Annotated in this window: 20 protein-coding genes; 5 read left to right on the top strand and 15 right to left on the bottom strand. The window is 59.3% G+C overall.

Features of this window, described 5'->3' with window-relative positions:
* Positions 1–236 precede the first annotated feature (236 nt).
* The gene (locus IBT54_RS22535; RefSeq protein ID WP_095706975.1) at positions 237–2,423 is read left to right on the top strand and encodes a bifunctional diguanylate cyclase/phosphodiesterase; all 2,187 of its coding nucleotides are present in this window, start codon (positions 237–239) and stop codon (positions 2,421–2,423) included.
* Positions 2,424–2,516: 93 nt separating this feature from the next.
* Here IBT54_RS22535 and IBT54_RS22530 read toward each other — a convergent pair whose 3' ends face one another.
* Genes IBT54_RS22530 through IBT54_RS22520 form a run of 3 tightly spaced genes read right to left on the bottom strand, consistent with a single transcriptional unit; the run spans position 2,517 to position 5,933 of the window.
* A complete protein-coding gene (locus tag IBT54_RS22530) occupies positions 2,517–3,203 on the bottom strand; it encodes a cysteine hydrolase family protein (RefSeq protein WP_201253118.1) in 687 nt (228 codons plus the stop codon).
* Positions 3,184–4,500, bottom strand: coding sequence for a cytosine permease (locus IBT54_RS22525; RefSeq protein WP_201253117.1), 1,317 nt, complete (start codon positions 4,498–4,500; stop codon positions 3,184–3,186). The genes IBT54_RS22530 and IBT54_RS22525 overlap by 20 nt, the downstream gene beginning before the upstream one ends.
* A complete protein-coding gene (locus IBT54_RS22520; RefSeq protein ID WP_201253116.1) occupies positions 4,497–5,933 on the bottom strand; it encodes an amidase in 1,437 nt (478 codons plus the stop codon). Before IBT54_RS22520 ends, IBT54_RS22525 begins: the two co-directional genes overlap by 4 nt.
* Before the next feature lie 262 nt (positions 5,934–6,195).
* Here IBT54_RS22520 and IBT54_RS22515 point away from each other — a divergent pair, with 262 nt between their 5' ends.
* A complete protein-coding gene (locus IBT54_RS22515; RefSeq protein ID WP_370585212.1) occupies positions 6,196–6,978 on the top strand; it encodes a hypothetical protein in 783 nt (260 codons plus the stop codon).
* A 30-nt stretch (positions 6,979–7,008) separates the two neighbouring features.
* A complete protein-coding gene (locus IBT54_RS22510; RefSeq protein ID WP_201253115.1) occupies positions 7,009–7,209 on the top strand; it encodes a hypothetical protein in 201 nt (66 codons plus the stop codon).
* Here IBT54_RS22510 and IBT54_RS22505 read toward each other — a convergent pair.
* Complete coding sequence (locus tag IBT54_RS22505) at positions 7,168–7,680, bottom strand: GNAT family N-acetyltransferase (protein WP_201253114.1); 513 nt, start codon at positions 7,678–7,680, stop codon at positions 7,168–7,170. The genes IBT54_RS22510 and IBT54_RS22505 overlap by 42 nt on opposite strands.
* Positions 7,681–7,980: 300 nt before the next feature.
* On the opposite strand from IBT54_RS22505, the gene IBT54_RS25290 reads away from it, so the two are divergent.
* Together IBT54_RS25290 and IBT54_RS22495 are read left to right on the top strand one after the other, a co-directional pair.
* Positions 7,981–8,304 carry a hypothetical protein gene (locus tag IBT54_RS25290; RefSeq protein WP_230299987.1) on the top strand — a complete coding sequence of 108 codons (324 nt, stop codon included), beginning with the start codon at positions 7,981–7,983 and terminating at the stop codon, positions 8,302–8,304.
* A 94-nt stretch (positions 8,305–8,398) separates the two neighbouring features.
* Positions 8,399–8,626, top strand: coding sequence for a hypothetical protein (locus IBT54_RS22495; RefSeq protein WP_201253113.1), 228 nt, complete (start codon positions 8,399–8,401; stop codon positions 8,624–8,626).
* Positions 8,627–8,695: 69 nt separating this feature from the next.
* Here IBT54_RS22495 and IBT54_RS22490 read toward each other — a convergent pair whose 3' ends face one another.
* The 11 genes from IBT54_RS22490 to IBT54_RS22440 form a co-directional block, all read right to left on the bottom strand.
* The gene (locus tag IBT54_RS22490) at positions 8,696–9,538 is read right to left on the bottom strand and encodes an oxidoreductase (protein ID WP_201253112.1); all 843 of its coding nucleotides are present in this window, start codon (positions 9,536–9,538) and stop codon (positions 8,696–8,698) included.
* A 98-nt stretch (positions 9,539–9,636) separates the two neighbouring features.
* Complete coding sequence (locus IBT54_RS22485; protein ID WP_107319880.1) at positions 9,637–11,418, bottom strand: thiamine pyrophosphate-requiring protein; 1,782 nt, start codon at positions 11,416–11,418, stop codon at positions 9,637–9,639.
* A gap of 62 nt (positions 11,419–11,480) precedes the next feature.
* A complete protein-coding gene (locus tag IBT54_RS22480) occupies positions 11,481–13,439 on the bottom strand; it encodes a hydantoinase B/oxoprolinase family protein (RefSeq protein WP_201253111.1) in 1,959 nt (652 codons plus the stop codon).
* A 1-nt stretch (position 13,440) separates the two neighbouring features.
* Complete coding sequence (locus IBT54_RS22475) at positions 13,441–15,486, bottom strand: hydantoinase/oxoprolinase family protein (RefSeq protein ID WP_201253110.1); 2,046 nt, start codon at positions 15,484–15,486, stop codon at positions 13,441–13,443.
* 18 nt (positions 15,487–15,504) lie between these two features.
* A complete protein-coding gene (locus tag IBT54_RS22470) occupies positions 15,505–15,951 on the bottom strand; it encodes a GNAT family N-acetyltransferase (protein ID WP_201253109.1) in 447 nt (148 codons plus the stop codon).
* 251 nt (positions 15,952–16,202) lie between these two features.
* Positions 16,203–16,715 (bottom strand): Lrp/AsnC family transcriptional regulator, encoded by a 513-nt coding sequence (locus tag IBT54_RS22465; protein ID WP_010247853.1) that lies wholly within the window; start codon positions 16,713–16,715, stop codon positions 16,203–16,205.
* A 165-nt stretch (positions 16,716–16,880) separates the two neighbouring features.
* A complete protein-coding gene (gabT, locus tag IBT54_RS22460) occupies positions 16,881–18,197 on the bottom strand; it encodes a 4-aminobutyrate--2-oxoglutarate transaminase (protein WP_033783468.1) in 1,317 nt (438 codons plus the stop codon).
* 113 nt (positions 18,198–18,310) lie between these two features.
* Positions 18,311–19,444, bottom strand: coding sequence for a M20 aminoacylase family protein (locus tag IBT54_RS22455; protein ID WP_201253108.1), 1,134 nt, complete (start codon positions 19,442–19,444; stop codon positions 18,311–18,313).
* Between the two features lies 1 nt (position 19,445).
* A complete protein-coding gene (locus IBT54_RS22450; protein ID WP_201253107.1) occupies positions 19,446–20,372 on the bottom strand; it encodes a glyoxylate/hydroxypyruvate reductase A in 927 nt (308 codons plus the stop codon).
* The gene (locus IBT54_RS22445) at positions 20,372–21,214 is read right to left on the bottom strand and encodes a GNAT family N-acetyltransferase (RefSeq protein ID WP_201253106.1); all 843 of its coding nucleotides are present in this window, start codon (positions 21,212–21,214) and stop codon (positions 20,372–20,374) included. Before IBT54_RS22445 ends, IBT54_RS22450 begins: the two co-directional genes overlap by 1 nt.
* 11 nt (positions 21,215–21,225) lie before the next feature.
* Positions 21,226–22,557: an FAD-binding oxidoreductase gene (locus IBT54_RS22440; protein WP_110330567.1), complete on the bottom strand. Its 1,332-nt coding sequence runs from the start codon at positions 22,555–22,557 to the stop codon at positions 21,226–21,228.
* Between the last annotated feature and the right edge of the window lie 53 nt (positions 22,558–22,610).

Here is a 22,610-nt window from a genome sequence, read left to right as displayed (position 1 = left end):
TACCGCATCAGGTCAGGATGTACAATCCTGACCTGAATGCCAATGGCATGACTGCCATCCTCATTAAAATAACTGATAAAACGCGCTCACTTTCTTTTCCTGACTGTCAGCGTTCCCCGGCCACCCGTTAACAGAAAAACGCTCGCCTGTTCACTATCCATCACGCTTTTCATGGACGATCAGTTGCTATCTGCTAATTTTTAAGCTGTTCCCCTGCTGCAGAGAAAAACAACAATATGATTAACACCCTTAAACTTTCCTCTGATTTTCGCCGCAGTTTCTTGCGTGAAGTGCTGGTGCCGCTGGTGGCTATCCTTGTGCTGACATTTGCCGGTGCAGGTACGGCACTGTTTATTGGCACATCACTGACCAATACTGAGGCCCGGCATCAGCAACAGCGGATGATTGAGGCCTCTTTTTCGCAAAGTCTGAATGAGCATCTGCGCCAGTTGCATAGCCTGTCACGCTGGCGTCCCTTTGAGGAGCATCTGGCAGAGGGCAACAGCGACAGGTGGCTGGATGAGAACATCGGGCAGTGGCTCTATGAGATGTTCGGTCATCAGCTGATTATGGTGCTGGATGCGCAAAACCAGATCGTCAGAGTCTGGCGTGAAGGCCAGACCGTCTCCGCAGCAGAGAGTGATCCGCTGATTGGTGATGTGCTGCAAAACACGTTGATCCAGGATCCCAGGCGCCAGGATAACGCCGATTATGCCCGTATCACCCAGCGTGCTGCGGCACTTGCCGTGGGTAACATCCAGCGGGATAGCGATGACCTGCCGCGCTTCCGGCTGGTGAGCCTGAAATTTCTCGATGACGGTTATCTGGCTAGCCTGGCGGAGCGCAATCAGCTGGAGGGACTGCACTTCTCCGACGGTTCGTCTCAGTCCGGCACCAGCGCGCGCTATCTGCTGATCGCCCAGGCGGGCGAGCCGGTCGGCTATCTCAACTGGATCCCCTCCCGTCCGGGCGCGCAGATGCTGCGTACTATCGGGCCGTCTACCGGGCTGGCGGTGCTGGCGATATCGCTGCTCTGCCTGTATATGGTGCGGCGACTCTGGAACTCATCGGTTAACCTCTCGCAATCGATGCTCCGGCTTGGCGCGTCAGAAGCGCAGGCGCAGCATCTGGCATTTCATGATGTGCTGACCGGACTGCCGAACCGCGCGCTGGTGGAAGACCGGCTGACCCAGGCGCTGGCCCTGGCGACGCGCAACGATCAGCGGGTGGCGCTGCTGCTGATCGACCTCGACCGCTTTAAAGCCGTCAACGATACCCATGGTCATCATGCTGGCGATGAGCTGATTATCGCCGTAGCACAGCGCCTGAACCGTATCGTGCGTGCCAGCGATACCGTGGGACGCATCGGCGGCGATGAATTTATCGTGGTGATGCCGGAGGTCGATAACATCGGTCAGGTGAACAGCCTGGCGCAGCGCATGATTGACGAGCTGGCTCAGCCGTTTACCCTGTTCGGCAGCGATGTCTGGAGCGGGGCCAGTATCGGACTGGCGCTGGCACCTAAAGACGGCATCGATCGGCTGGAGCTGATGCGCAAAGCCGATATTGCGCTGTATGAAGCCAAAAGTGGCGGACGTGGCCGGTTTCGTCAGTTTGAACGGGCGATGGATGAGTCAGTGCAGACGCGGCAGACCATTGCCGCCGATCTGCGTACGGCACTGCAATCCCGACAGGGACTGGAAGTGTGGTATCAGCCCCTGATGGACGTTGGCGGTCAGCAGATGGTCGGCATCGAGGCGCTGCTGCGCTGGCATCACCCGACACGCGGCCTGATCGCACCCGGTGAATTTATCGCGATTGCCGAAGAGACCGGCCTGATTATCCCGCTGGGCGAATGGGTGCTGGCTGAAGCCTGTGCCACTCAGCAGCGCTTTCCCGATTTGCTGGTGGCGGTCAATGTCTCGCCCGTGCAGTTCCGCTCTACCGGCTTTGTTGACCATGTGATGACGATTGTCAGCCAGCACGGCGGTGACCCAAAGCGGCTGGAGCTGGAAATCACCGAAGGCGTGTTAATCGAGGATGAACGCGAAGCACGCGAGATTATTGTGTCGCTGCGTGAGGCGGGCTTCCGCATCGCGCTGGATGACTTCGGTACCGGCTACTCCAGCCTCAACTACCTCAGCACCTTCCCGGTGGACAAAATCAAAATCGACCGCTCGTTCACCCAGTCGCTGGGCGTGGCGGAAAATTCCGTGGCGATTGTCGAGTCCGTGGTGAAACTGGGTCACGCCATGGGCCTGATGGTGACGGCAGAAGGTGTGGAGACCGCAGGGCAGATGTCTGCACTGGCAGATGCAGGCTGTAATCAGTTACAGGGCTATCTGTTCAGTCAGGCAGTGCCCGCCGATCAGCTCGCCGCGCTGATGACATTACCTGCGCCAGAGGAGACGCAGCGGGAATAGTGCTGCGCATAGCCTGAGCGGATAACGGCGCTCAGGCTATGCGGAATCATCCTGAGAATCAGGGCAGCACCTCTTGCTATGGGATGCAATACGCTACACGCCCAGGCTATCCAGCAGCGCGGCCGACGTAGCGACCGCGCCAAAGATGCCGCCCTGCATATGGATCATGCTCAGCGCCGCCTCATGATGACGCCGCTCCGTTGCGGCACAGCAATCGGCGAGCACCAGGCATTCAAAGCCGCGATCGTTGGCTTCGCGCAGCGTGGTGTGGACGCAGACGTCGGTGGTAATGCCGGTAAGGATCAGGTTACGGATACCGCGACTGCGCAGAATCAGCTCCAGATCGGTGGCGTAAAACGATCCCTTCCCCGGTTTATCAATCACCACTTCCTCCGGCAACGGAGCCAGCTCCGGGATAATCTCCCAGCCTGGTTCCCCGCGCACCAGAATACGGCCACAGGGTCCCACATCGCCTATCCCGGCGTTCATCCGTCGCGAGCGCCAGCGTTTGTTAGCGGGCAGATCGCTGAGGTCGGGCCGGTGCCCTTCACGGGTATGAATAATCGGAAACTGCCGGACGCGCATCGCCGCCAGCATCTGTTGCAGTGGGGCGATAGGCGCGCGGGTCAGGCTCACGTCATAGCCCATGCTGTCGACATAGCCGCCGACGCCACAGAAATCGGTCTGCATATCAATCACGATCAGCGCCGTGTCAGCCGGGGTAAAGCTGCCGTCAAACGGCCAGGCGTAGGGGGTCGAATTAACGCTGTAATCGGGCATTGCTGTTCTCCATTACCGGGTGCGGCATGCGCATTTTAGTGATCAGGGTGTAGCTGATGGCGGCGGTCACCAGACCGATTACCGCTTCGCCAAACTGCGGGAAAGCCACATGGGCGATGACCGCACACAGGCTGCCAATCGCCCAGGCGGCAAACGCGGTGCCACGGAAACGCTGCGCCGGACGCTGCTCGCTGATGCGCGCCATGAAAATCAAGTCCACAATCATCACCGCACCAAACGGTGGCACCACAATCCCCAGCAGGCTGAGCCACTCCAGGAAGTAAGACCAGACGCCAGCCAGTGCCAGCACACCGCCAATGGCACCGAGGATCAGCGTCCAGAGTCGCATTTTGCTGCTGAACAGATGACTGAAACCCACCGCGCCGTTGTAGAGACAGTGGGTGCAGACCGATCCCAGGTTGATAAAGACAAACAGACAGGCCACCACCGACAGGAAGGCGCTATGTCCCATCAGCATCGGCAGGAAGTTCCCGCCGTTGGTCAGCGGATCAACCGCCGCGCCCACCGCCACAATCACCACGCCGAACAGATAGGAGATCACATTGGCGACCGGGAACGCAGAGAACGCGGCGATCACCGCCGAGCGGCCATTCTTCGACCAGCGGGTAAAGTCAGCGGTCATGGTGCCGGAGTCGGCAAAGCCGGCCACCACCATAGTGACAGCGGTGCCCATGCTCATCGCACCGGCGGCGCTGGCGCTGCCCTTCCACTGCGTCACGATGGAGAAGTCGTGCTGTTTGCCGATCAGCCATAGCGCTACTATCCCCAGCACCACAAACAGCGGCGCGGCAATCATCCCCAGCACCGACAGTGCCCGCACGCCCAGGAACGTGATACCGGTATAGAGGATCATGGCAAAAGCCGTCACCGCCAGCGCATTCCAGCCAAAGGTCTGGTTAATGACCGTACCGGTAAGACCCGTCTGGAAAGCATACCAGCCGATCACCACCGTCGAGAGAAAACCCGAGACCAGAATGTAGCCTTTGCTGCCAAAGGTGCGTCTGGCCTGTAAAGCAAAGTTCATCCCGGTGTTACCGGCGAACCAGCTCAGCGCACCGACATAGGCGAACAGCACCAGGTTGCCCAGCATAATGGCGATTAGCGCGGGCCAGAAGCCCAGATGCCAGGTGATGATGCCGCCAAAAAGCGCGTTGGTGAGGATCATCGGGAATCCAAACCAGACCGCCGAGACGGAGCGGGTGGAATGACGATGCGACAGCGGTACCGGCTCATGTTCAAACTCCTGCTCCAGCGCAGGTGTATCAGATGTTTTCATTGGGCGATTCCGGGTTGAAGGTGATTCCACGGCTGAATGCGCTCGAAAGCGGCACTGGCAGCCAGCACTAACGCATCATCAAGATGACGTCCGACAATCTGCATCCCGACGGGCAGGCCGCTGGCGGTAAAACCGGCGGGCACGGACGCGGCGGGCTGTCCGGTGAAGTTGAACGGGTAACAGAACGAGAGCCAGTGATCGTTGCGGACCATACGGCCATCGATGATCTCCGGTCCCTGCATCCCCAACGGAAATGGCGGCACTGCCAGCGTCGGCGTGATCAGCAGATCAAAGCGCTGCATAAAGCGCCACAGGCTGTTGCTGACCGCTTTGCGGGTGGCGATGGCATCGGTAAAGTTTTCCGCCCGCCAGTCGCGCTGCAGCATGGCGACCAGATGCGGCGACATCGCGCTGCCCTGCTCCGCCATCATCTGGCGCATGCCGGTAAGATCGCTCTCCATCGCCACCAGCGCGCCAAAGGCGGCAGCCGGATCCGGGAAACCGGGATCGGCCAGTTCCAGCTCCGCACCGATTTCAGCGGCAAAGCGTTGCACCGCCGCGCTGACCACCGCCCGCACCTCCGGGTCAACCGCCACATAACCAAAGTCCGCGCTGAAGGCGATGCGCAGTTTGCCGGACAGATGCTCTGGTGCACCCAGCCAGTCAACGTCGCTGCAGGGGATGGAGTGGCGGTCACGCATATCTGGTCCCGCCATCAGCGACATCATCAGCGCGGCATCACACACGCTGCGCGTCATCGGCCCGATGTGTTCCAGCGACTCCCAGCTCGACACGCCGGGATAACGTTCATCACGACAGCCGGGCCACAACGGCACCCTGCCCATTGACGCCTTAAAGCCAAAAATGCCGCAGTGCGCTGCCGGAATACGTACCGAGCCGCCGCCGTCGCTGCCCAGTGCAATCGGGCAGAGTCGCGCCGCTATTGCCGCGCCGGAGCCGGCGCTGGAACCGCCGGGCGTCATCGCCAGATCCCAGGGATTGCGCGGCGACGGGAACAGCGGATTGTGTCCGACGCCGCTATAGCCAAACTCCGGCGCAGTGGTTTTGCCCAGCAGGATGGCGTCGGCGGCCAGCAATCGCTCCACCGTGATGTCGTCATCTTCCGGTACGAAATCTTTGTACGCCGCCGAACCGGAGGTGGTTCGGACATTAGCGGTGCAGATTAAATCTTTCACCGCCAGCGGCACGCCCGCCAGCGCGCCCAGCGTTTCTCCACGCGCCCGTCGGGCATCCACTTCTCTGGCCTGTGCCAGCGCCAGTTCCGGTGTCGGCGTACAAAAGGCCTGTATCACCGGTTCCCGCCGTTCCATCCGTGCCAGCGCTGCCCCGGTCAGCTCGCAGGCCGAGACTTCCCCGCTGCGGACCAGTGCGGCCATCGTGGTGGCATCTTCGTCTAATAAGGAGTCAAACATGAGTAACCTCGCCAGAATTGTACCTGTCAGCGAGTGCATGAAGCGTGCCAGATAGCCGGGACGCCAGCGGTCTGAGACAGGGATGCCAGATGGAATACGGCCTGGGATACAAGATCGAATTCTTATGATGTCAGGGATGGGTGGCTGTTTATTTTTTCAGCACGATGATGGCGCAGGGCTGCGCGATAAGGGGGCGAGCAGTTCCTCAGCGCTTGTCATGCCAAAGCTCAGTCTGTTGCTGGGTGGTTTTTGATCAGTTTACGTGGAGGACTCTCGCTATATACGATATATTGTTGATATTCGATATTTGCATTTTGCCAGCAGGAGTAAAATCATGATCAGGTCTGATAAAACCACTGGCTTCGACGTCATACCCGTGCCGGCAGGCAGTATTTCCTCTTCCCGCTCCCAGGATGGACAAGCAGAGATCACAGTATCAGTCCCGCACTGCAATGATGAGCCAGCGCAATACTATGTGGTGAAGCGTCCCGAAGCTGTGGATGAAGCCGCCTTTAAAATCGCACTGGATGCCGCGTTCCTGGCGGTATCAGGCATCAGTCCGCTCGCCAGTCACGGTAAGTCATCTTTCAGCGCTGGGGAAATGGCGACAGCAGAACAGACCAGGCCGCCGGTCACAGTGAGTAACACTACAAAGCTGGAACAACTCAGGAAGCATATTCTGGACGACAGCGAGTGGTTGCCTGCGCAGGAAGTTTCACGCCGTGCTGGTAGCAGTGCCAGTGTGAAAAATCCCAGTGGATTACCTAACCGGTGGAAGCGAGCCGGTAAGATTTTTGCACTTTCCTCCGAAGGCAGGGATCTTTATCCGGCCTATGGGGTGGATGTTGGCGGGCAGCCGTTGCCGCTGATGAAAAAAATTATCGCGCTGTTTGGAGAATCAAAAACACCATGGACCCTGGCCGTATGGTTTGGCACACCAAATAGCTGGCTCGGTAATGAAAAACCTAAGAATCTGATAACGTCGGAACCGGCAAAAGTACTGGAGGCGGCACAGCGGGCAAAGGACGGTCCGGTTCATGGCTAAAAGATCAAAACACCCGGCAAAGATGATGATTTGTCTGTCTCTCTGGTCACCTGGCCGAAAGGTAAAACGATTGACCGCATTCACTGGTCGCAGTATGGCGCTGCGGAGTTTAATCCGGGAAAAGGCATTGGACGTTTCAGCCCATTCACTGATCGTGCGGGTCGCATCATCCCGATGGCTGTCAGGGATTCAGATGTTCATACCCATTACGTGGAGCAGGCTCTGCTGTGAAGCAGTCTGTAATATTGTGTCTTTGATATAATTGAATCCCAGATTTTCATAAAACTTACGGGCACGATCATTACACTCAAGCACTTCTAACCACAAAAATCCTTTACCGCGTTGCCGGGCAAGACTGAGAATATGTTCGAATATCTGTTTCCCATAATTTTGACCTGTAGCACCCGAGGCCAGATACAACTTGTTCAGTAGCATGCCTGACATTTCTGTATCCGGAATTTTATCTGTCCATGTGACTTTGACAAAACCAACGGGCTGATCGGTTTCTGCCAGGTACCAGCATACTTCTGGATCTGACAGGCTTGTCACCAGTGATGGCACGGAGAATTCACGCACCAGATAATCATTCATTTCTGACTGCGATACCCACAGATGCGTGAAGTGAGTGCTGTAGATTTCAAAACCCAGCTTTTGAAGTAAGATTGAATCCGCTAAATAAGCCTTACGTATATTCAATGTCATCTGAGCAATCCTTACGTTTTAAACGCGATGCATAGTGTAACCTGCCAGATAAATTGCTCATATTGTTCATTTCATAATCCTTTATTTTTCAATTAGAAAGACAGTGTCCAGTGAACAACTATGGCGACAGAGAAGCTACCGCTCTCGTCATGAGCTTAAGAAGGTGGGAGGCGCTCATTTAATTATTTATCTCGAAAACTACGAAATCAGGCGAAAAAGATTTTTTATGATCGGCGCATTCATTACAGCTACGCATTTGTTGTCGGTAATGAGAATCACACCGTCATCGTGGGTAAGCTGATGGATGAACAGACCTTTACCCGCATTGGATACCGAATGCCAACAGGTATCTCCTTTCCGGTTAATGGCCTGGCTGAGGTCTGTTTTGACGTGTTCGATGGTATGGATTGCATGGGCGATTTTCGCCACATCAGCATTCCCGGATTAGGTAGTGCAGTCGTTTTAAAAAGCGTAGTACTTGCGTTAATGGCACACCATGAAAGCTTCTCTATCGGCGGTTTTGTTTTCCAGCCTGCGTCGGGAGAGATCGCTGAACGCAATCGTCCGACTCCCCTTGAAGAGATTTATGACGCCATGCCTGGCTTAAAAAATGAACTACGTTAAAATCGCCGAACAGGGTTGCCAAAGAAAGAGCCGCAACCTTTAATCCCGGACTGTTTCCAGGCTTATAAAGTAGTGATTACAGGGAGAGCTTGCTATGTCGTTTTATGATACACACGATGAAACAACCCCTTTGGCTCCGGTTGAAACCCGATATAAGGAGTTAAGGGCACTTTTGATTGCTGAGTGGCTGGCCCGGCCCGATCTGCCCGCCATTAAAGCCCAGTTAGCTCAGGCGAGAAAACGTTCCTCATCTGCCCTGTTGCGCCGCAAGCTGAAAGATCTGAATGCGCGTGAAACGCAGGAAGCTAAGGCACTCGATTAGCGCTTAAAGGCCCGATAAACGGGCCTTTCGTATTTTAACGGCTTCCCGCCACCCACAGAGCACTCACCTCTATTCCGGAAAATCCGTCTCCACTGACGTCTGTTTCCACGCTTCGATCTCAGCCAGGCGCTCTTTGAGCTTGCTGGTCACGGCGTCATGGCCCCAGGCCCCCATCACCAGATGGCGTGGCGGGTTGTCATGTTCGGTGATGGCGATCATTGCCGTGGCGGCCCGTGCCGGATCGCCTTTCTGAGTACCGCTGTATTCGGACGTCGCTTTCATCCGCGCAGCCGCGGTCTCTGCATATTCCGGCAATTTACTCGGCGTCTGATGCAGTGAGCGTCCGGCCCAGTCGGTGCGGAACGGACCGGGCTCTACGCAGGTCACGTGAATGCCCAGCGGCCCCGCTTCCAGCGCCAGTGAATCGGACCAGCCTTCCACCGCATGTTTGCTGGCAGAGTAGTAGCCTGAGCTGGCAAAGCCAATCAGGCCTGCCACGGAGGTAATGTTGATGACATGACCGCTGCGCGCCTTGCGCATCGCAGGCAGTACGGCGCGCGTCAGGGCGAACAGGCCAAAAACGTTGGCATCAAACTGGGCGCGGATTTCACTTTCCACACCCTCTTCCACCGAACTCTGATAGCCGTAACCGGCGTTGTTTACCAGCACATCAATGGTGCCGAACGCGTCCAGTGCCGCGCTGACGGCCTGGTCGATGCTCGCCTGACGGGTCACATCCAGCGCCACCGCCAGCGCGTTGTCGTGTCCTTCAACCAGATCGGCAATCGACGACGTATCACGCGCCGTCACGACGACCTTAAAACCACGCGCGATGGTCTGCTGCGCCAGTTCACGACCAAAACCGGTCGAACATCCCGAGATTAACCAGACAGGGCTGGAATGAGCAGTCATGTTAAGACTCCCGATAAGTTTGATGATGTGGTTTAAGACCCGGACGCGAGTGCATCCGGGGATCAAGGTTAGCGAGGCGCGACCGCCTCACTTAGCCCTTAATGCTTTTTATGAAACAGCTGACTGGCGGTGTCGCTGATGATCTGCGCGGCCCCGCGATCGCCCTTCACCATCGACGCCATAAAGGCTTTTGCCTGCTTAAGGGTGATGTGCGGCGGTAACGGCGCGACCTCCGGATCGGTTTTCACCTCCAGCAAGACAGGGCGATCGGCACTGAGCGCACGCTGCCAGGCACCGGCCAGATCGTCCGGGTTATCGACAAAAATTCCGACCATCCCCAGCGACTGCGCAAACTCGGCATACTTCACGTCCGGCAACTGCTGCGAGGCGTCGAAGCGCGGATTACCCTCCATCACGCGCTGCTCCCAGGTGACCTGATTAAGATCCTGGTTATTGAACACGCAGACGATCAGGCGCGGATCGGTCCACTGCTGCCAGTATTTCTGGATGGTGATCAGCTCGGCCATGTTGTTCATCTGCATCGCGCCGTCACCCACCAGCGCTACCACCGGTTTCTCCGGGTGAGCAAATTTCGCCGCAATCGCGTAAGGCACCGCCGCGCCCATACAGGCCAGGCCGCCGGAGAGCGAGGCACGCTGACCCTGTTTCACCCGATAGTCGCGGGCGAACCAGTTGGCGCAGGAGCCGGAATCCGACGTGACAATCGCGTTGTCCGGCAACTGAGGTGACATCTCCCACACCACCCGCTGCGGATTGACCGGATTAGCGGGTGCCATGGCGCGCTCTTCCATCAGCGTCCACCAGTCACGCACCTGAACCGCGATATCCTCCTGCCAGCTGCGATCCTCTTTGTGGGTGAGCAGCGGCAGTAGCGCACGCAGGGTTTCAGCCGCATCGCCATGCAGATTGACTTCGCTGGGATAGCGCAGGCCAAGCATAGCGGGATCGATGTCTATCTGAACCGCACGCGCCTTGCCCTCTTCCGGCAGAAATTCCGTCCACGGGAAGCCGCTGCCGATCATCAGCAGCGTGTCACAGTTCTGCATTAAATCGGATGAAGGTTTGGTACCGAGCAGGCCAATCGAGCCGGTAACAAAAGGCGCATCGTCCGGCAGCACATCTTTGCCAAGCAGCGCTTTCGCCACGCCTGCACCCAGCACATTGGCGACCTGCACCACCTCAACGGCGGCGTCGCGTGCGCCTGCGCCAATCAGAATCGCCACTTTTTTACCGGCGTTAAGCACCTCGGCGGCGCGTTGCAGGTCCGCTTCGTAAGGAATGACTTTAGGACGCTGATAGCCGCTGCCGGAATGGGTAAAGCCGTGCAGATGCTGCGGCGGCTGCCACTCTTCATCCTGAATATCTTTAGGGATGATGATCACCGCTACGCCGTTTTGCGCCTTGGCGATGCGCACGCCGCGATCCAGCAGATGACGCACCTGCGTCGTGGTCGAGGCTTCCTGAACGAAGTTGGCGACGTCCGAGAAGATGCGATCCAGGTTCATCTCCTGCTGATAGCTGGCACCGCGCGCGGTCGCTTCTGCCTGTCCGGCAATCGCCAGCACCGGGGCATGGTCCATTTTGGCGTCATAGAGTCCGGTCAGCAGGTGGGTTGCACCCGGTCCGCCAGTTGACAGGCAGACGCCCAGCTCGCCGGTAAATTTCGCGTGTCCGGCCGCCATAAAGGCCGCCATCTCTTCATGGCGCACCTGAATAAATTCGATGCCGTCGCCTTTGGCATTCGCGCGCTGAATCGCCCCCAGCACGCCGTTAATCCCGTCTCCCGGGTAGCCGTAAATGCGTGTGACGCCCCACTCTTTCAGGCGCTGGACAAAAAAATCACTGGTTTTCATGCTCATCGTTGCGTTTCCCCTCGTTGTCCTTACAGACTTAAAGCGTAGTAGACGATGAGCCATCGCCGTTAACTGTTCGCCATTGCCGGGTATCGCTGACGTAAATCACTGAATATTTGATTCATATCCGCCGTTTCGCCTGTCTCTTCCACCGCCCGGAATACCTGGGTTTTCAGGAAGTGACGCCAGCTCACCGGCGCGCTGGCCAGAAAAGTGGTCAGCAACTGATAACGCTGTGGCGTCCAGAGCGTTTCGAAGCGCTGGCGTGCTTCGCCGTGCTCAAAATGGTGCGCGGGATGCCGTGGCAGGTCGGCACGCAGGCGTTCTGTGGCTTCCCGATCCACGCGGTTATCTGTCACCACCACGCCATACTGCGCCCTGGCCGCCGCCACGCTGAGATAGCCACAGCGCACATCCTGCATGACTGCCTCACTATCGCGCTGCGATGGCAGGCCGTAACCGCCCGCGCCGGGTCCGCGCACGTCGACCACATCACCCGGCTGGCAGTGGATGACATCGGTGTTACCGTGATTAATAACTTCACCGTTGCGCCGGGTACGGAAGGTCGACAGCGCGCCGCTCTGCCCGCCCACTACACCCGCCGAGGCAAACACTGACCGGTTACGGTTGCGCGCGGTAATGGTGGTGTTGGGCGAGAAAATCTCGAACGCCATTTCGGTGGCTAAGCCGCCGCGATAGCGACCGGCGCCAGCGCTGTCCTGCGCCAGTCCGTAGCGATGGAAGCGAATCTGCACTTCCGCTTCGTTGATCTCAATCGGGGTATTTTTCAGGAAAGCTGACAGGCCGCCGGAACCGTCGGGTCCGTCATGACGCGGCGTGCCGCCCGCGCCACCGCCCACGGGCCCCAGTGAGGCGACCACACTGCGGTTGTGCGTCTGAGTGCGGATGTTCATGATCGAGTTGCCGCCCGGTGAATTCGCAGGCAGGCGGTCCGGCATCGCCAGCGAGAAGACGCCAATCGTCGCAATCTGCGACAGCGCACAGGTCAGCGAGCGCATCCCTACCGCTGCGGGCGCTTCGCAGTTCATCACCGTGCCAGGCGGCAGAATTGCCCGGGTCGGCCGCAGCGTACCGGCGTTGAGCAGCAGTGAACGATCAAGGGTGGAGAGCACATAGGTAACGCCCACCAGCGCCAGCGGATGCCGCTCGCGCCCGCCGGTCGGCATGTTCAGCGACGACGCCAGCTGCGGGTCGCTGCCGGTGTAGTCCAGCTCCAGCCGATCGCCCTGCACCCGCAGCGTAATGGCGATGCGACAGGGATAGCCGCCCTCGCCATCTTCATCGGCGTAGTCGGCATAAAAATATTCCCCGTCGGGAATGGTGCTGATAATGCTGCGCGCCTGCGCTTCGGCGTAATCGAGAATGCCCTCAATGCCCTGCAAAAAATCATCGATGCCAAAGCGGGCAATAATGTCGTGGATTTTGCGCTCGCCCACGTTCACCGACGCCAGCTGCGCCTTGAAGTCGCCCCAGTTCTGTTCTGGCACCCGTACGTTGAGCCGCATAATACTGGCGACCTCTTCATTGAGCTGCCCCTGTTGCATGATCTTCAGCGGCGGGATGCGGATCCCCTCCTGCACGACATCGGTCAGCGAGCGCGACAGCGAGGCAGGCACTGCGCCGCCGACGTCAGTGTTATGAATGTGACCCACCACGAAGCAGACGATTTCGCCCTGATGGAACACCGGCTTCCAGATGTGGATATCGGGCGAGTGAGTCGCCACGTTGCCGGCGTAGGCGTCGTTGGTGATGCAGATGTCGCCCTCGGCATACTCCTCTATCAGCGCCAGCACCGGCGCATAGTCGATGCCGCTGTACCAGGGCGCGCCAAAGCTGCGCGGCGAGGCAAACGCCAGCCCGCTGCGGCTGACGATCTGGCAGGAGAAATCTTCCGTCTCTTTCACAAAGGTGGAGTGCGCGGTGCGCATCAGCGTAAAGGCCATCGCATCGGCCGCAGCGGCGCAGTAGTTCGCCAGAATCTGTAAGTTACGTCCGTCAATCGCCATGTTATGCCTCGTTCGCCGTGATCAGCAGGTTACCGAATGAATCGACCGTGACGCCCATGCCGGGCGGCACGCAGGTGGTGCAGTCGTCCTGGGCGATGATGACCGGCCCACTGAGCTGATGTCCGGCGCGCAGCATCGAACGCAGCACTAAATCGACCTGATGCCAGCCGCCGTCGATCCAGGCTCGGGTCTGTTTCAGCACCGGTACGGGTGCTGTGGCGGGGGGAAGTGTGTTGATCACCGGTTTCGGCGTCGGCGAGGCGATGACCAGCCGCAGGTTGATCAACTGCACCGGTGCCTGCGGGTCACAATGACCAAACAGCTGTTGATGCTGGCGATCAAAGGCATCATGCAGCGCAGCGAAGTCCGCCTGCGTCAGCCAGCTCGCCTCCAGCGGCACGTCGATCTCAAACGACTGACCGCGATAGCGCATATCCGCGCTGAACTGCAGGCTGTATGACATGTCGCTGCCGTGCTCCTGCGCCAGCCAGCCGCAGGCGCGCTGCTGCAAGGCTTCGGCTTCACTGGCTAAGGTGTCGGCCAGCCCAGGCGTCAGATCGCCGTAGAGCGTGCGGATAAAGTCGTTGCGGATGTCCGCCACCAGCCCGCCCAGCGCGGAGAGCACGCCCGGCGTCAGCGGCACGATCACCCCTTTCATGTTCAGTTCGCGGGCGAGAAAACAGCCCATCATCGGCCCCGCGCCGCCAAAGGCGAGGAACCAGAATTCACGGGGATCAAGGCCAAAGCGCGACAGCAGGCCGCTGGTGTCGCTGTACATGCTGGAGATGGCCAGCTGGATAGCGGTTTCGGCGGTTTCTTCGACCGAAATAGCGAGCGCATCCGCCAGCGGCTGCCAGGCCGCACAGGCGGCGGCGACATCCACCGTCACCGTGTCATAACCCAGTGCGCCGTGGCCCATCATGCCGCAGGCGGCAAAGGCATCGGTGGCGGTCGGCTGCGTGCCGCCGCGCTGGAAGCAGACCGGGCCCGGCAGCGAACCGGCGCTGTCCGGCCCCATCTGCAATACGCCCTGCCCATCAATCCACGCCAGCGAGCCGCCGCCCTGACCCACCGAGGTCACGGCGACGGAAGGAATAAAGATCGGGAAATCTCCGATGATTTCGCCGTTGCCCTGCGCCACCTTGCCGTCGATGATCACCGCCACGTCGGCGCTGGTGCCGCCGATATCCAGGCTGAGAATTTTGTCAAAACCGCAGGTGCTGGCGAGATAGCTGGCACCAATCACGCCGGAGGCGGTGCCGGAGAGCACCATCTGCACGCATTCGCGCTTCGCCTGGTCAACGCCCATCACCCCGCCGTTGGATTTAGTAATGCGCGGCGGCGGCTTCACGCCAAGCCTTTTCAGCGCCTGCTCAAAGGATTCCAGGTAGTGGATCACCATCGGCTGCACGTAGGCGTTGATGGTGGCGGTAATAGTGCGTTCATATTCGCGGATGATCGGCCAGATGTCGGCGGAACAGGAGGTCAGCAGTTCAGGCGCCACCTCATCGATAATCGCTTTTACCGTCGCTTCATTGTGCCGGTTACGATAACTGTGCAGCAGCGAGACCACGATGCCCTGACAGCCGGCGGCGCGTGCCTGTTCGATAGCGTCGAGCACGCTCTGGCGATCCACGGGTTGCAGTATGTTGCCCTGCGCGTCGCTGCGTTCGCGGATAGCAAATACCCTGTCGCGGGTAATCAGCGGTGCGGCACGCCGTGAGAAAAGATCATGGATATGCGGGATTTTCAGCCGGGCCAGCTCCAGCACATCGCAGAAGCCCTCGGTGGCAAACAGCGCCAGCCGCACGCCGCGCCGCTGGATCACCGCGTTGATGCCTACCGTGGTGCCGTGAGTGAAGTAGCCAATTTCAGCGGGATCAATGCCCTGCTGCTGCTGAAACTGCGCCAGTCCGGTTAAGATTTCGCTGCCAGGCTTGTCCGGTCGCGACAGGACCTTCAGGGTGTGGATCTGGTTCGTTTGCTGATCGAGCACGGCGAAATCGGTAAAGGAACCACCAATATCCACGCCAACGCGGTATCGCATATCGGGTTAACTCCAGTGTCAGGAAGGGGGAAATTCCATCAGCGTCTCGGGATGTTGCACCACACGCCAGCCGAGCCGCTGGTAAATCTGATGCGCATCCTGGGTCGAGAGCATCCAGCGATGCACCGTTTGCAGCTCCGGGTGTTCCCGGACGCAGGTCGCCAGCCAGCTGCCCAGCCCGTGACCACGCCAGTGTTCATCAATCATCACGTCGCACAGCCAGCCAAAGCGGGTGTAGTCGGTGATCAGTCGGGCAAAGCCAATCTGTGCCTGCTGGCGATAGAGGCCAAACGGCAGCGAACCGGCAATCGCCCGCCGGGTTTTCGCTTCCGGCTGGCCTTTAGCCCAGTACGACTTCTCCGCCAGCTGAATGTGGATCCAGGCCAGATCGAGCCGCTGGCGATCGGTAGAGACAGTGAACGCATCGCGCTGCCACTGCTGGTCAGCAATCTGTAATGAGTCCATGACAACTCCTTGTATCGGTTGAATTCAGTGTAAAAGGGTTCGCTCAACGATTGAGGCCTTAGCACGCGCCAAAACCGGACAGAGCGACTGATTTTTGGGCAGGGAAAAAATTTTATGCTGAGGGAAAAATCGCAAAGGTTAAAGGGGCAGGAAGCCGGTCTGTGAGCAAAGGCGGGTGTGGTGAACAGCAGACAGAGACAATGCGTGTGGCCGCCCTCTCCACCGGGGAGGTGGCGAGGGGCGACCACCCGTTATACGCCGAATTCGACTGAGTTATGTTTGCCGATGAGCGATCGTAACGGCACGCTGCTTTTCATGATGGGGGATTTGATGACGATATAGCTGAAGTACTTATCGATGCCGATCTGCGCGTCGAGCATCTTCTCAATCACTTCCTGGTAATGTTCAATGCTGCGGGTAATAAAGCGCAGCAGATAGTCATAGCCGCCGGTGATCAAATGGCACTCCATCAGTTCATCGACGTCGCGCATCGCACTTTCAAATTTCATAAAGTCTTCGCGGCGATGGCCGGACAGGGTGACTTCGGTAAAGACGGTTACTGAATCGGTGATGCGGGTGAGATTAATGTGCGCTTCATAACCGGTGATAAAACCGGCCTGTTCCAGACGTTTGACCCGTTGCAGACAGGGGCTGGGCGAGAGGCCTACGGCGTCGGCGAGGTTAACGTTGCTGATACGGCCATCTTTCTGGAGTTGCACCAGGATGTTGATGTCGATGCGGTCGAGTTTCATTAAGCCGTTCATAGCACCCCCCTCATTGTCAGAGCCTGTTGGGCCAGGCGCTCAATCAAATGTTCAGAACCTCCCGAAGATATAACATGCTTTACCGTAAACGCGCCAGCGCTTCGCAGTGGTTATACCAGCGGGAGATTTTCAAATTACTCTAACAAAATCAATGAGGAATGCGGCTTAACCCAGCCGACCGGTGGCACGGGCCAGCGCAATATCGAAAATATGCAGCGCCTCTTCCAGCTGTGAGTCGGTGGTGACCAGCGGTGCCAGGAAACGGATGGTGTTGCGATGCAGGCCGCACTTGATCAGCAGCAGGCCTTCCTGACAGGCGCTGTCGAGGATCTTCTGAGTCAGTGACGCATCGGGACGACCGGTTTCGAAATCGAGAATCTCCACCGCCTGCATAAAGCCCACGCCGCGCACGTCACCGATGCAGGCATATTTATCCGCCAGCTGTCGCAGACGGGCATTGAGCTGTTCGCCGAGCTGACAGGAGCGCTGCAGCAGGTTTTCCTGTTCAAACAGATCCAGCACCGCCAGCGCTGCCGCACAGCCCAGCGCGTTGCCGCCGTAGGTGCCGCCTAACCCGCCAGGCGTGGGCGCATCCATGATCGCCGCCCGTCCCACCACACCGGAAATCGGCAGACCGCCGCCCAGACTTTTCGCCAGGGTGATTAAATCCGGTTTGATACCCAGTTGCTGGAAGGCAAACATCGTGCCGGTACGTCCGAAGCCGGACTGCACTTCATCACAAATCAGCAGAATGCCGTGCTGGCTGGTAATGCGACGCAGCGCCTGCATAAAGGCTGGTCCGGCGGGCAGGAAGCCGCCGTCGCCCTGAACCGGCTCGATGATAATCGCCGCCACACGCTCCGGCAGGATCTGCACCGCGAACAGTTGATCCAGCGCCTTCAGACAGTCCGCTTCCGTCACGCCGTGCAGTGGATTCGGGAAGGGCAGACGATAGATGTCGCCGGGGAACGGGCCAAAATTCTGTTTGTATGGCGCGGACATGCCGGTCAGGGTAATGCCCAGCAGGGTGCGGCCATGAAACGCGCCATCAAACGCGATAATGCCGGGGCGCTGGGTGTGAGAGCGGGCAATCTTCACCGCATTTTCCACCGCTTCCGCGCCGCTGGTGAAGAAGACACTTTTGTACGCCTCATCGCCGCCCACCAGTTTGTTCAGCCGCTGCGCCAGCTCAATGTAGCCCGGATAGGCCACCACCTGAAAACAGGCGTGTGACACCAGACCAAGCTGGCGGGTCACCGCATTGACTACCGCCGGGTGATTGTGGCCGACATTCAGCACGCCGATGCCGCCAACAAAGTCGAGATAGCGATTGCCCTCAACGTCCCACACTTCACTGCCTCTGGCGCGTTCAATCACCAGCGGATGGGCGGTCACTACACCGCGCGGCACGTTCTGCTCGCGTGCATCCAGTAACAGGCTGTTATCGGAGTATGCTTGCTGCTCTGCCATGACATTCTGCATTTTAAACCCTCATCCACGTAACGTTCGGTTGGCTCAAGTATCGCAACCCGCTGGTTTCTCACGCTGCCGTAATTCCCCAGGCAGCGGCATTTCCTGTCAAAATCCCGCTGCATTCAGCAGGGAAATTTCTCTGCCAGCGCCTGACGTACCAGCGCGACAAAAACGTTAACGCCATACGGGATCAGCGCATCGTTGAAGTCATATGCGGCATGGTGCAATGGCTTGCAGGGTGCCGATCCCAGCCACAGATAGGCACCGGGCCGCGCCTGCAGCATAAAAGCGAAATCTTCCGAGGTGAGCGCGGGTCTGGCCGCGGTGTCAGCCGGGATGCCTGCCTGCGTCAGCGCCTCCAGGCAAAACTGCGCTTCCGTCGCGCTGTTCATCGTCGCCGGGTAGTAACGCTGATAGCTCACTTCTGCGTGCAACCCATGAGCCGCCGTGACGTGCTCCGCCATCTGGCGCAGCCGTGCTTCAATCGTATCCTGCGCCGCCGGGCTGAAGGTACGCACCGTGCCGGTGATACTCGCCTCGGCCGGGATCATGTTGTGTGAAAAGCCGCCCTGCATCCGTGTGACGGTAAGCAGCGCGGTTTCGCACGGATCCAAAGCGCGTGAAACCAGCGTATTGAGCTGTACCACCAGTTCACTGGTCGCCAGCAAAGTGTCACGCGTCAGGTGAGGCTGCGCGGCGTGACCGCCGCCACCCAGCACCCGGATATCAAAGCGGTCGGCTGCTGCCATAATCGGGCCAGGGCGGGTCTCTACCTGACCGAGCGGCAGTTCCGGCCAGTTGTGAATGGCGTAGACCGCCTCACAGGGAAAGCGGCTGAACAGACCGTCGTCGATCATCGCTTTTGCACCCGCCAGTCCCTCTTCGGCTGGCTGGTAGATAAAGCAGACGCTGCCGTCAAAGCTGATGTCCCGCGCCAGTTTTTCAGCGGCACCCAGCAGCATCACCATATGGCCGTCGTGGCCACAGGCATGACTCACCTGCTCTGCCTGACTTTGCCATTCCGTGCCGCTCTGGTCCTGCATCGGCAGCGCATCCATGTCGGCGCGCAGGCCAATCATGCGTTCACTGCTGCCCTTCTTCAGTATCCCGACCACGCCGGTTTTACCGATGCCGCGATGCACCTCAATGCCCAGCTGGTGCAGGAAGTTCGCCACGATGTCGCTGGTGCGCTGCTCCTGAAAACCCAGTTCCGGGTGCGCATGCAGGTCGCGGCGCAGTGCGACTAAATGTTCCATCTTAATATCCTCGCGAACGGTCAATCTCACCGTGCAGCGGCTCGCCACGCTGGTAGCGCCGCAGGTTCTCCAGCAGGGCCGCAATGGCGCTCTCATTCTGCGTCTGGCTGGCAATGTGCGGCGTCAGCCAGATGGCGGGATGGTGCCAGAAGGGATGGCCCGGCGGTAACGGCTCCGGATCGGTGACGTCAACGACGGCGGCAAGCAGCTGACCGCTCTCCAGTGCCCTCAGCAGATCATCATCATTCAGCTGCGGGCCGCGCCCGGCCTGCACCAGCGCCGCGCCGTGCGGTAGCTGGCTGAACAGCGACTGATTCAGTAAACCCTGGGTGGTGTCGGTCAGCGGAAGCAGGCAGACCAGAATCTCGCTGTGTGCCAGGAAGTCAGCGAGTTGATCATTGCCGTACCAGCAGCGCACGCCGGGGCACTCGCGCGGTGTGCGGCTCCAGCCTGCGCAGTCAAAGCCCAGCGCCACCAGCTGCGCTAACGCGGCCTGCCCCAGTTCGCCCAGCCCCATCACGCCGACCCGACGCTGCCCGGCAGGTATGGCTGCATGAGGCTGCCACTGCTGCTGCCGTTGCTGATGGAAATAGCGCGGCATGTCGCGATGCAGACCGAGCACCGCGAAGGTGACATATTCCACCATGCCCTGCGTCAGGCCCGGCTCGATCATTCTGATCACCGGCAGGTCAGGCGGCAGCGCGCTGAAGTCAAACTGGTCGGCACCCGCCCCCACCGAGAACAGCAGTTTCAGCCGGGGAAACAGCGCCGGAATGTCTTCGGGTGGCTGCCAGGCGACCAGCGCCTCAACCTGCTCCGGATCACCGGTCTCCGGCCAGAGATGCAGCTGAATGTCAGGCGCATGCTCGGCCAGCCAGCGCTGCCAGATCCGGCCTCGTTCCGGCTCCGATTTATAGACGATATGCATCAGGCCATCGCCTGCGTCATCAGTCCAAATGCCTGCATACTCTGCGGCGTCCAGGGCGTGCCGCGCACCATGGTGGTGGGCGCATCGACCTGAGGAATACCAAGACTTTCAAGCCAGGCCGCCATCGGCAGCGCGGCGTCGGTATCGATGCGCAGAAATTCACCCTGTAGCGACTGCATCAGCGAGGCGACCAGTGCCTGAGCGGCCGGAAAGTTTGCTGCGATCACCGGGCCAATTGCCCAGCCGTGACCAAAGCGGCGCAGGCTGGCGAAGCCCTGAATCTGCTGCTGCGCATCCTCTAAAATCACTGTCTGGCTGTCGCGAAGCAGGTGGTCGATCAGCGCCGGGCGATGCATGCCGTGTGCCAGCTGATCCAGCGTCACCAGCATGCCATGATCGGCAGCCGTCGCCGGGCGCAGTTTCAGCCCCGCGGGGATCACCACCTCTGGCAGCGTGGTCACGGCACGCGTCTGGTGCTGGCGGATCTCACCACAGCTGACAAAGCCGAGCTTTTCATACAACCCTTTGCCCATTTCGGTGGCGTGCAGACGCACGTTAACGTCAGGCACTTTTTCCAGCTGCGCCAGCATCAGCTGCTTGCCCAGGCCGCGTCCCTGCTGCTGGTTATCGATAATCACCAGTCCCACCGTGGCGGCATGGTCACCCCAGCGCCAGAGTACTGCGCTGCCAATCAGTTTGCCCTGCTCTTCTATTACCGTGCCCTCGCCCAGCTGCAGCGCCAGCTGCCAGTCTTCACGGCGATGGGGCCATTTCAGCACCTGGGTTAAGGTGAAACACGTTTCAATATCATCTGGCGTCATTGCGCGTATGGTCAGGCTCATTCGCGTTCTCCTTACATCATGCCTGGCGTTTCAAGTCCGCTGCCGTCAACCAGACGGCTGTAGCGGTACGGCTGAGGATCAACGATGGGTGTGGCGTCGGTCGCCAGGTCGGCAGCCAGTCGTCCGGCACCGGGTCCGATACCGAAGCCGTGGGCGCTGTAACCCGCCGAGAGCACCAGCCCCGGCAGTTTCGCCACGGTTGAGATCACCGGAATCGCGTCCGGGGTGCTGTCAATCATGCCGCCCCACGACTGCGCCAGCCGGAGATTCGCCAGCGCCGGATATTCACGCCGCATTGCCGCCAGGCCCTCTTCCACGATTTTTGCATCCGCTGCCGGATCGAGAATGCGCATCCGCTCAAACGGCGACTCGCGGTCGAATGACCAGCCCCCCATCGCTTCAGGGCCATTGAAGAACGGTGACAGGCCGAGATTCAGGGTCAGATTCTTGCGGCGGCTTTTAAAGGTCGGATAGAACTGACGGGCATAGCGCAGCCCCTGAGCGCCCGGCTCAAGACGTCCGCGGCCTGAGACTGAGACGGTATAGCTGCCATCCATTTGTGGGCGACAGGCAAAGCCCGGTGTGTAGAGCGGCATGGCGATCGCCTGCTCAATAGGCTGCGTGCGGAAGGCAGTGCCAATCACGTTGCCCAGCGGCAGGTCGATGCCGTGACGACGGCAGAACATGGAGGTCCAGGCCCCGGCGGCACAGATAACCCGGCTGGTTTTGATCAAACCGCGCTCGGTCCAGACGCCGCTGACCCGTCCGGCCGCAATATCCAGCCCGCGGACTGCGCACTGCTGAAACAGCAGTGCACCCTTTTTCTGCGCGCCCGCCACCAGCCCCGGTGCGGCCAGGCGCGGCTCGGCGTGACCATCGGTCGGCGACGAGAGACCGCCCAGCCAGTTTGTGGTGCTGCCGGGCGTCATTGCTTTAGCCTGCTCTGCGGTGAGAATCGAACTGCGCATGCCATAGCCTTTCGCCATCTGGTTCCACTTATCCCAGGCCGCGATATCCGACTCTTCCTGGGTGGCGTAGACCAGCCCGCTGCGGCGGAAACCCAGCTCTTCACCGGTTTCTTCACTTAGCTCACCCCAGCGTTGCAGCGCATAGATAATCAGCGGCAATTCACGCTCATCGCGGTTTTGCTGGCGGCACCAGCCCCAGTTGCGGCTCGACTGCTCAGCGCCAACCAGCCCTTTTTCAATCAGCACCACCTTCACTCCCTGCTTCGCCAGCTCCCAGGTGGCGGCGGCACCGGCGATACCGGCGCCAATCACCACCACATCGGCGGAATCGGGAAAGTCAGCACTGTCCTGTACATAACGAATCGGTGCGGGCATAACAAGATGACCTCTGTTGTCAGTATCGGGTCTGGCGCACGGCGACATCGCCG

It is taken from the genome of Pantoea sp. S62, from assembly GCF_016658625.1.
Taxonomy (GTDB): Bacteria; Pseudomonadota; Gammaproteobacteria; order Enterobacterales; family Enterobacteriaceae; genus Pantoea; species Pantoea vagans.
This window is presented reverse-complemented; position numbering and strand designations above follow the sequence as displayed.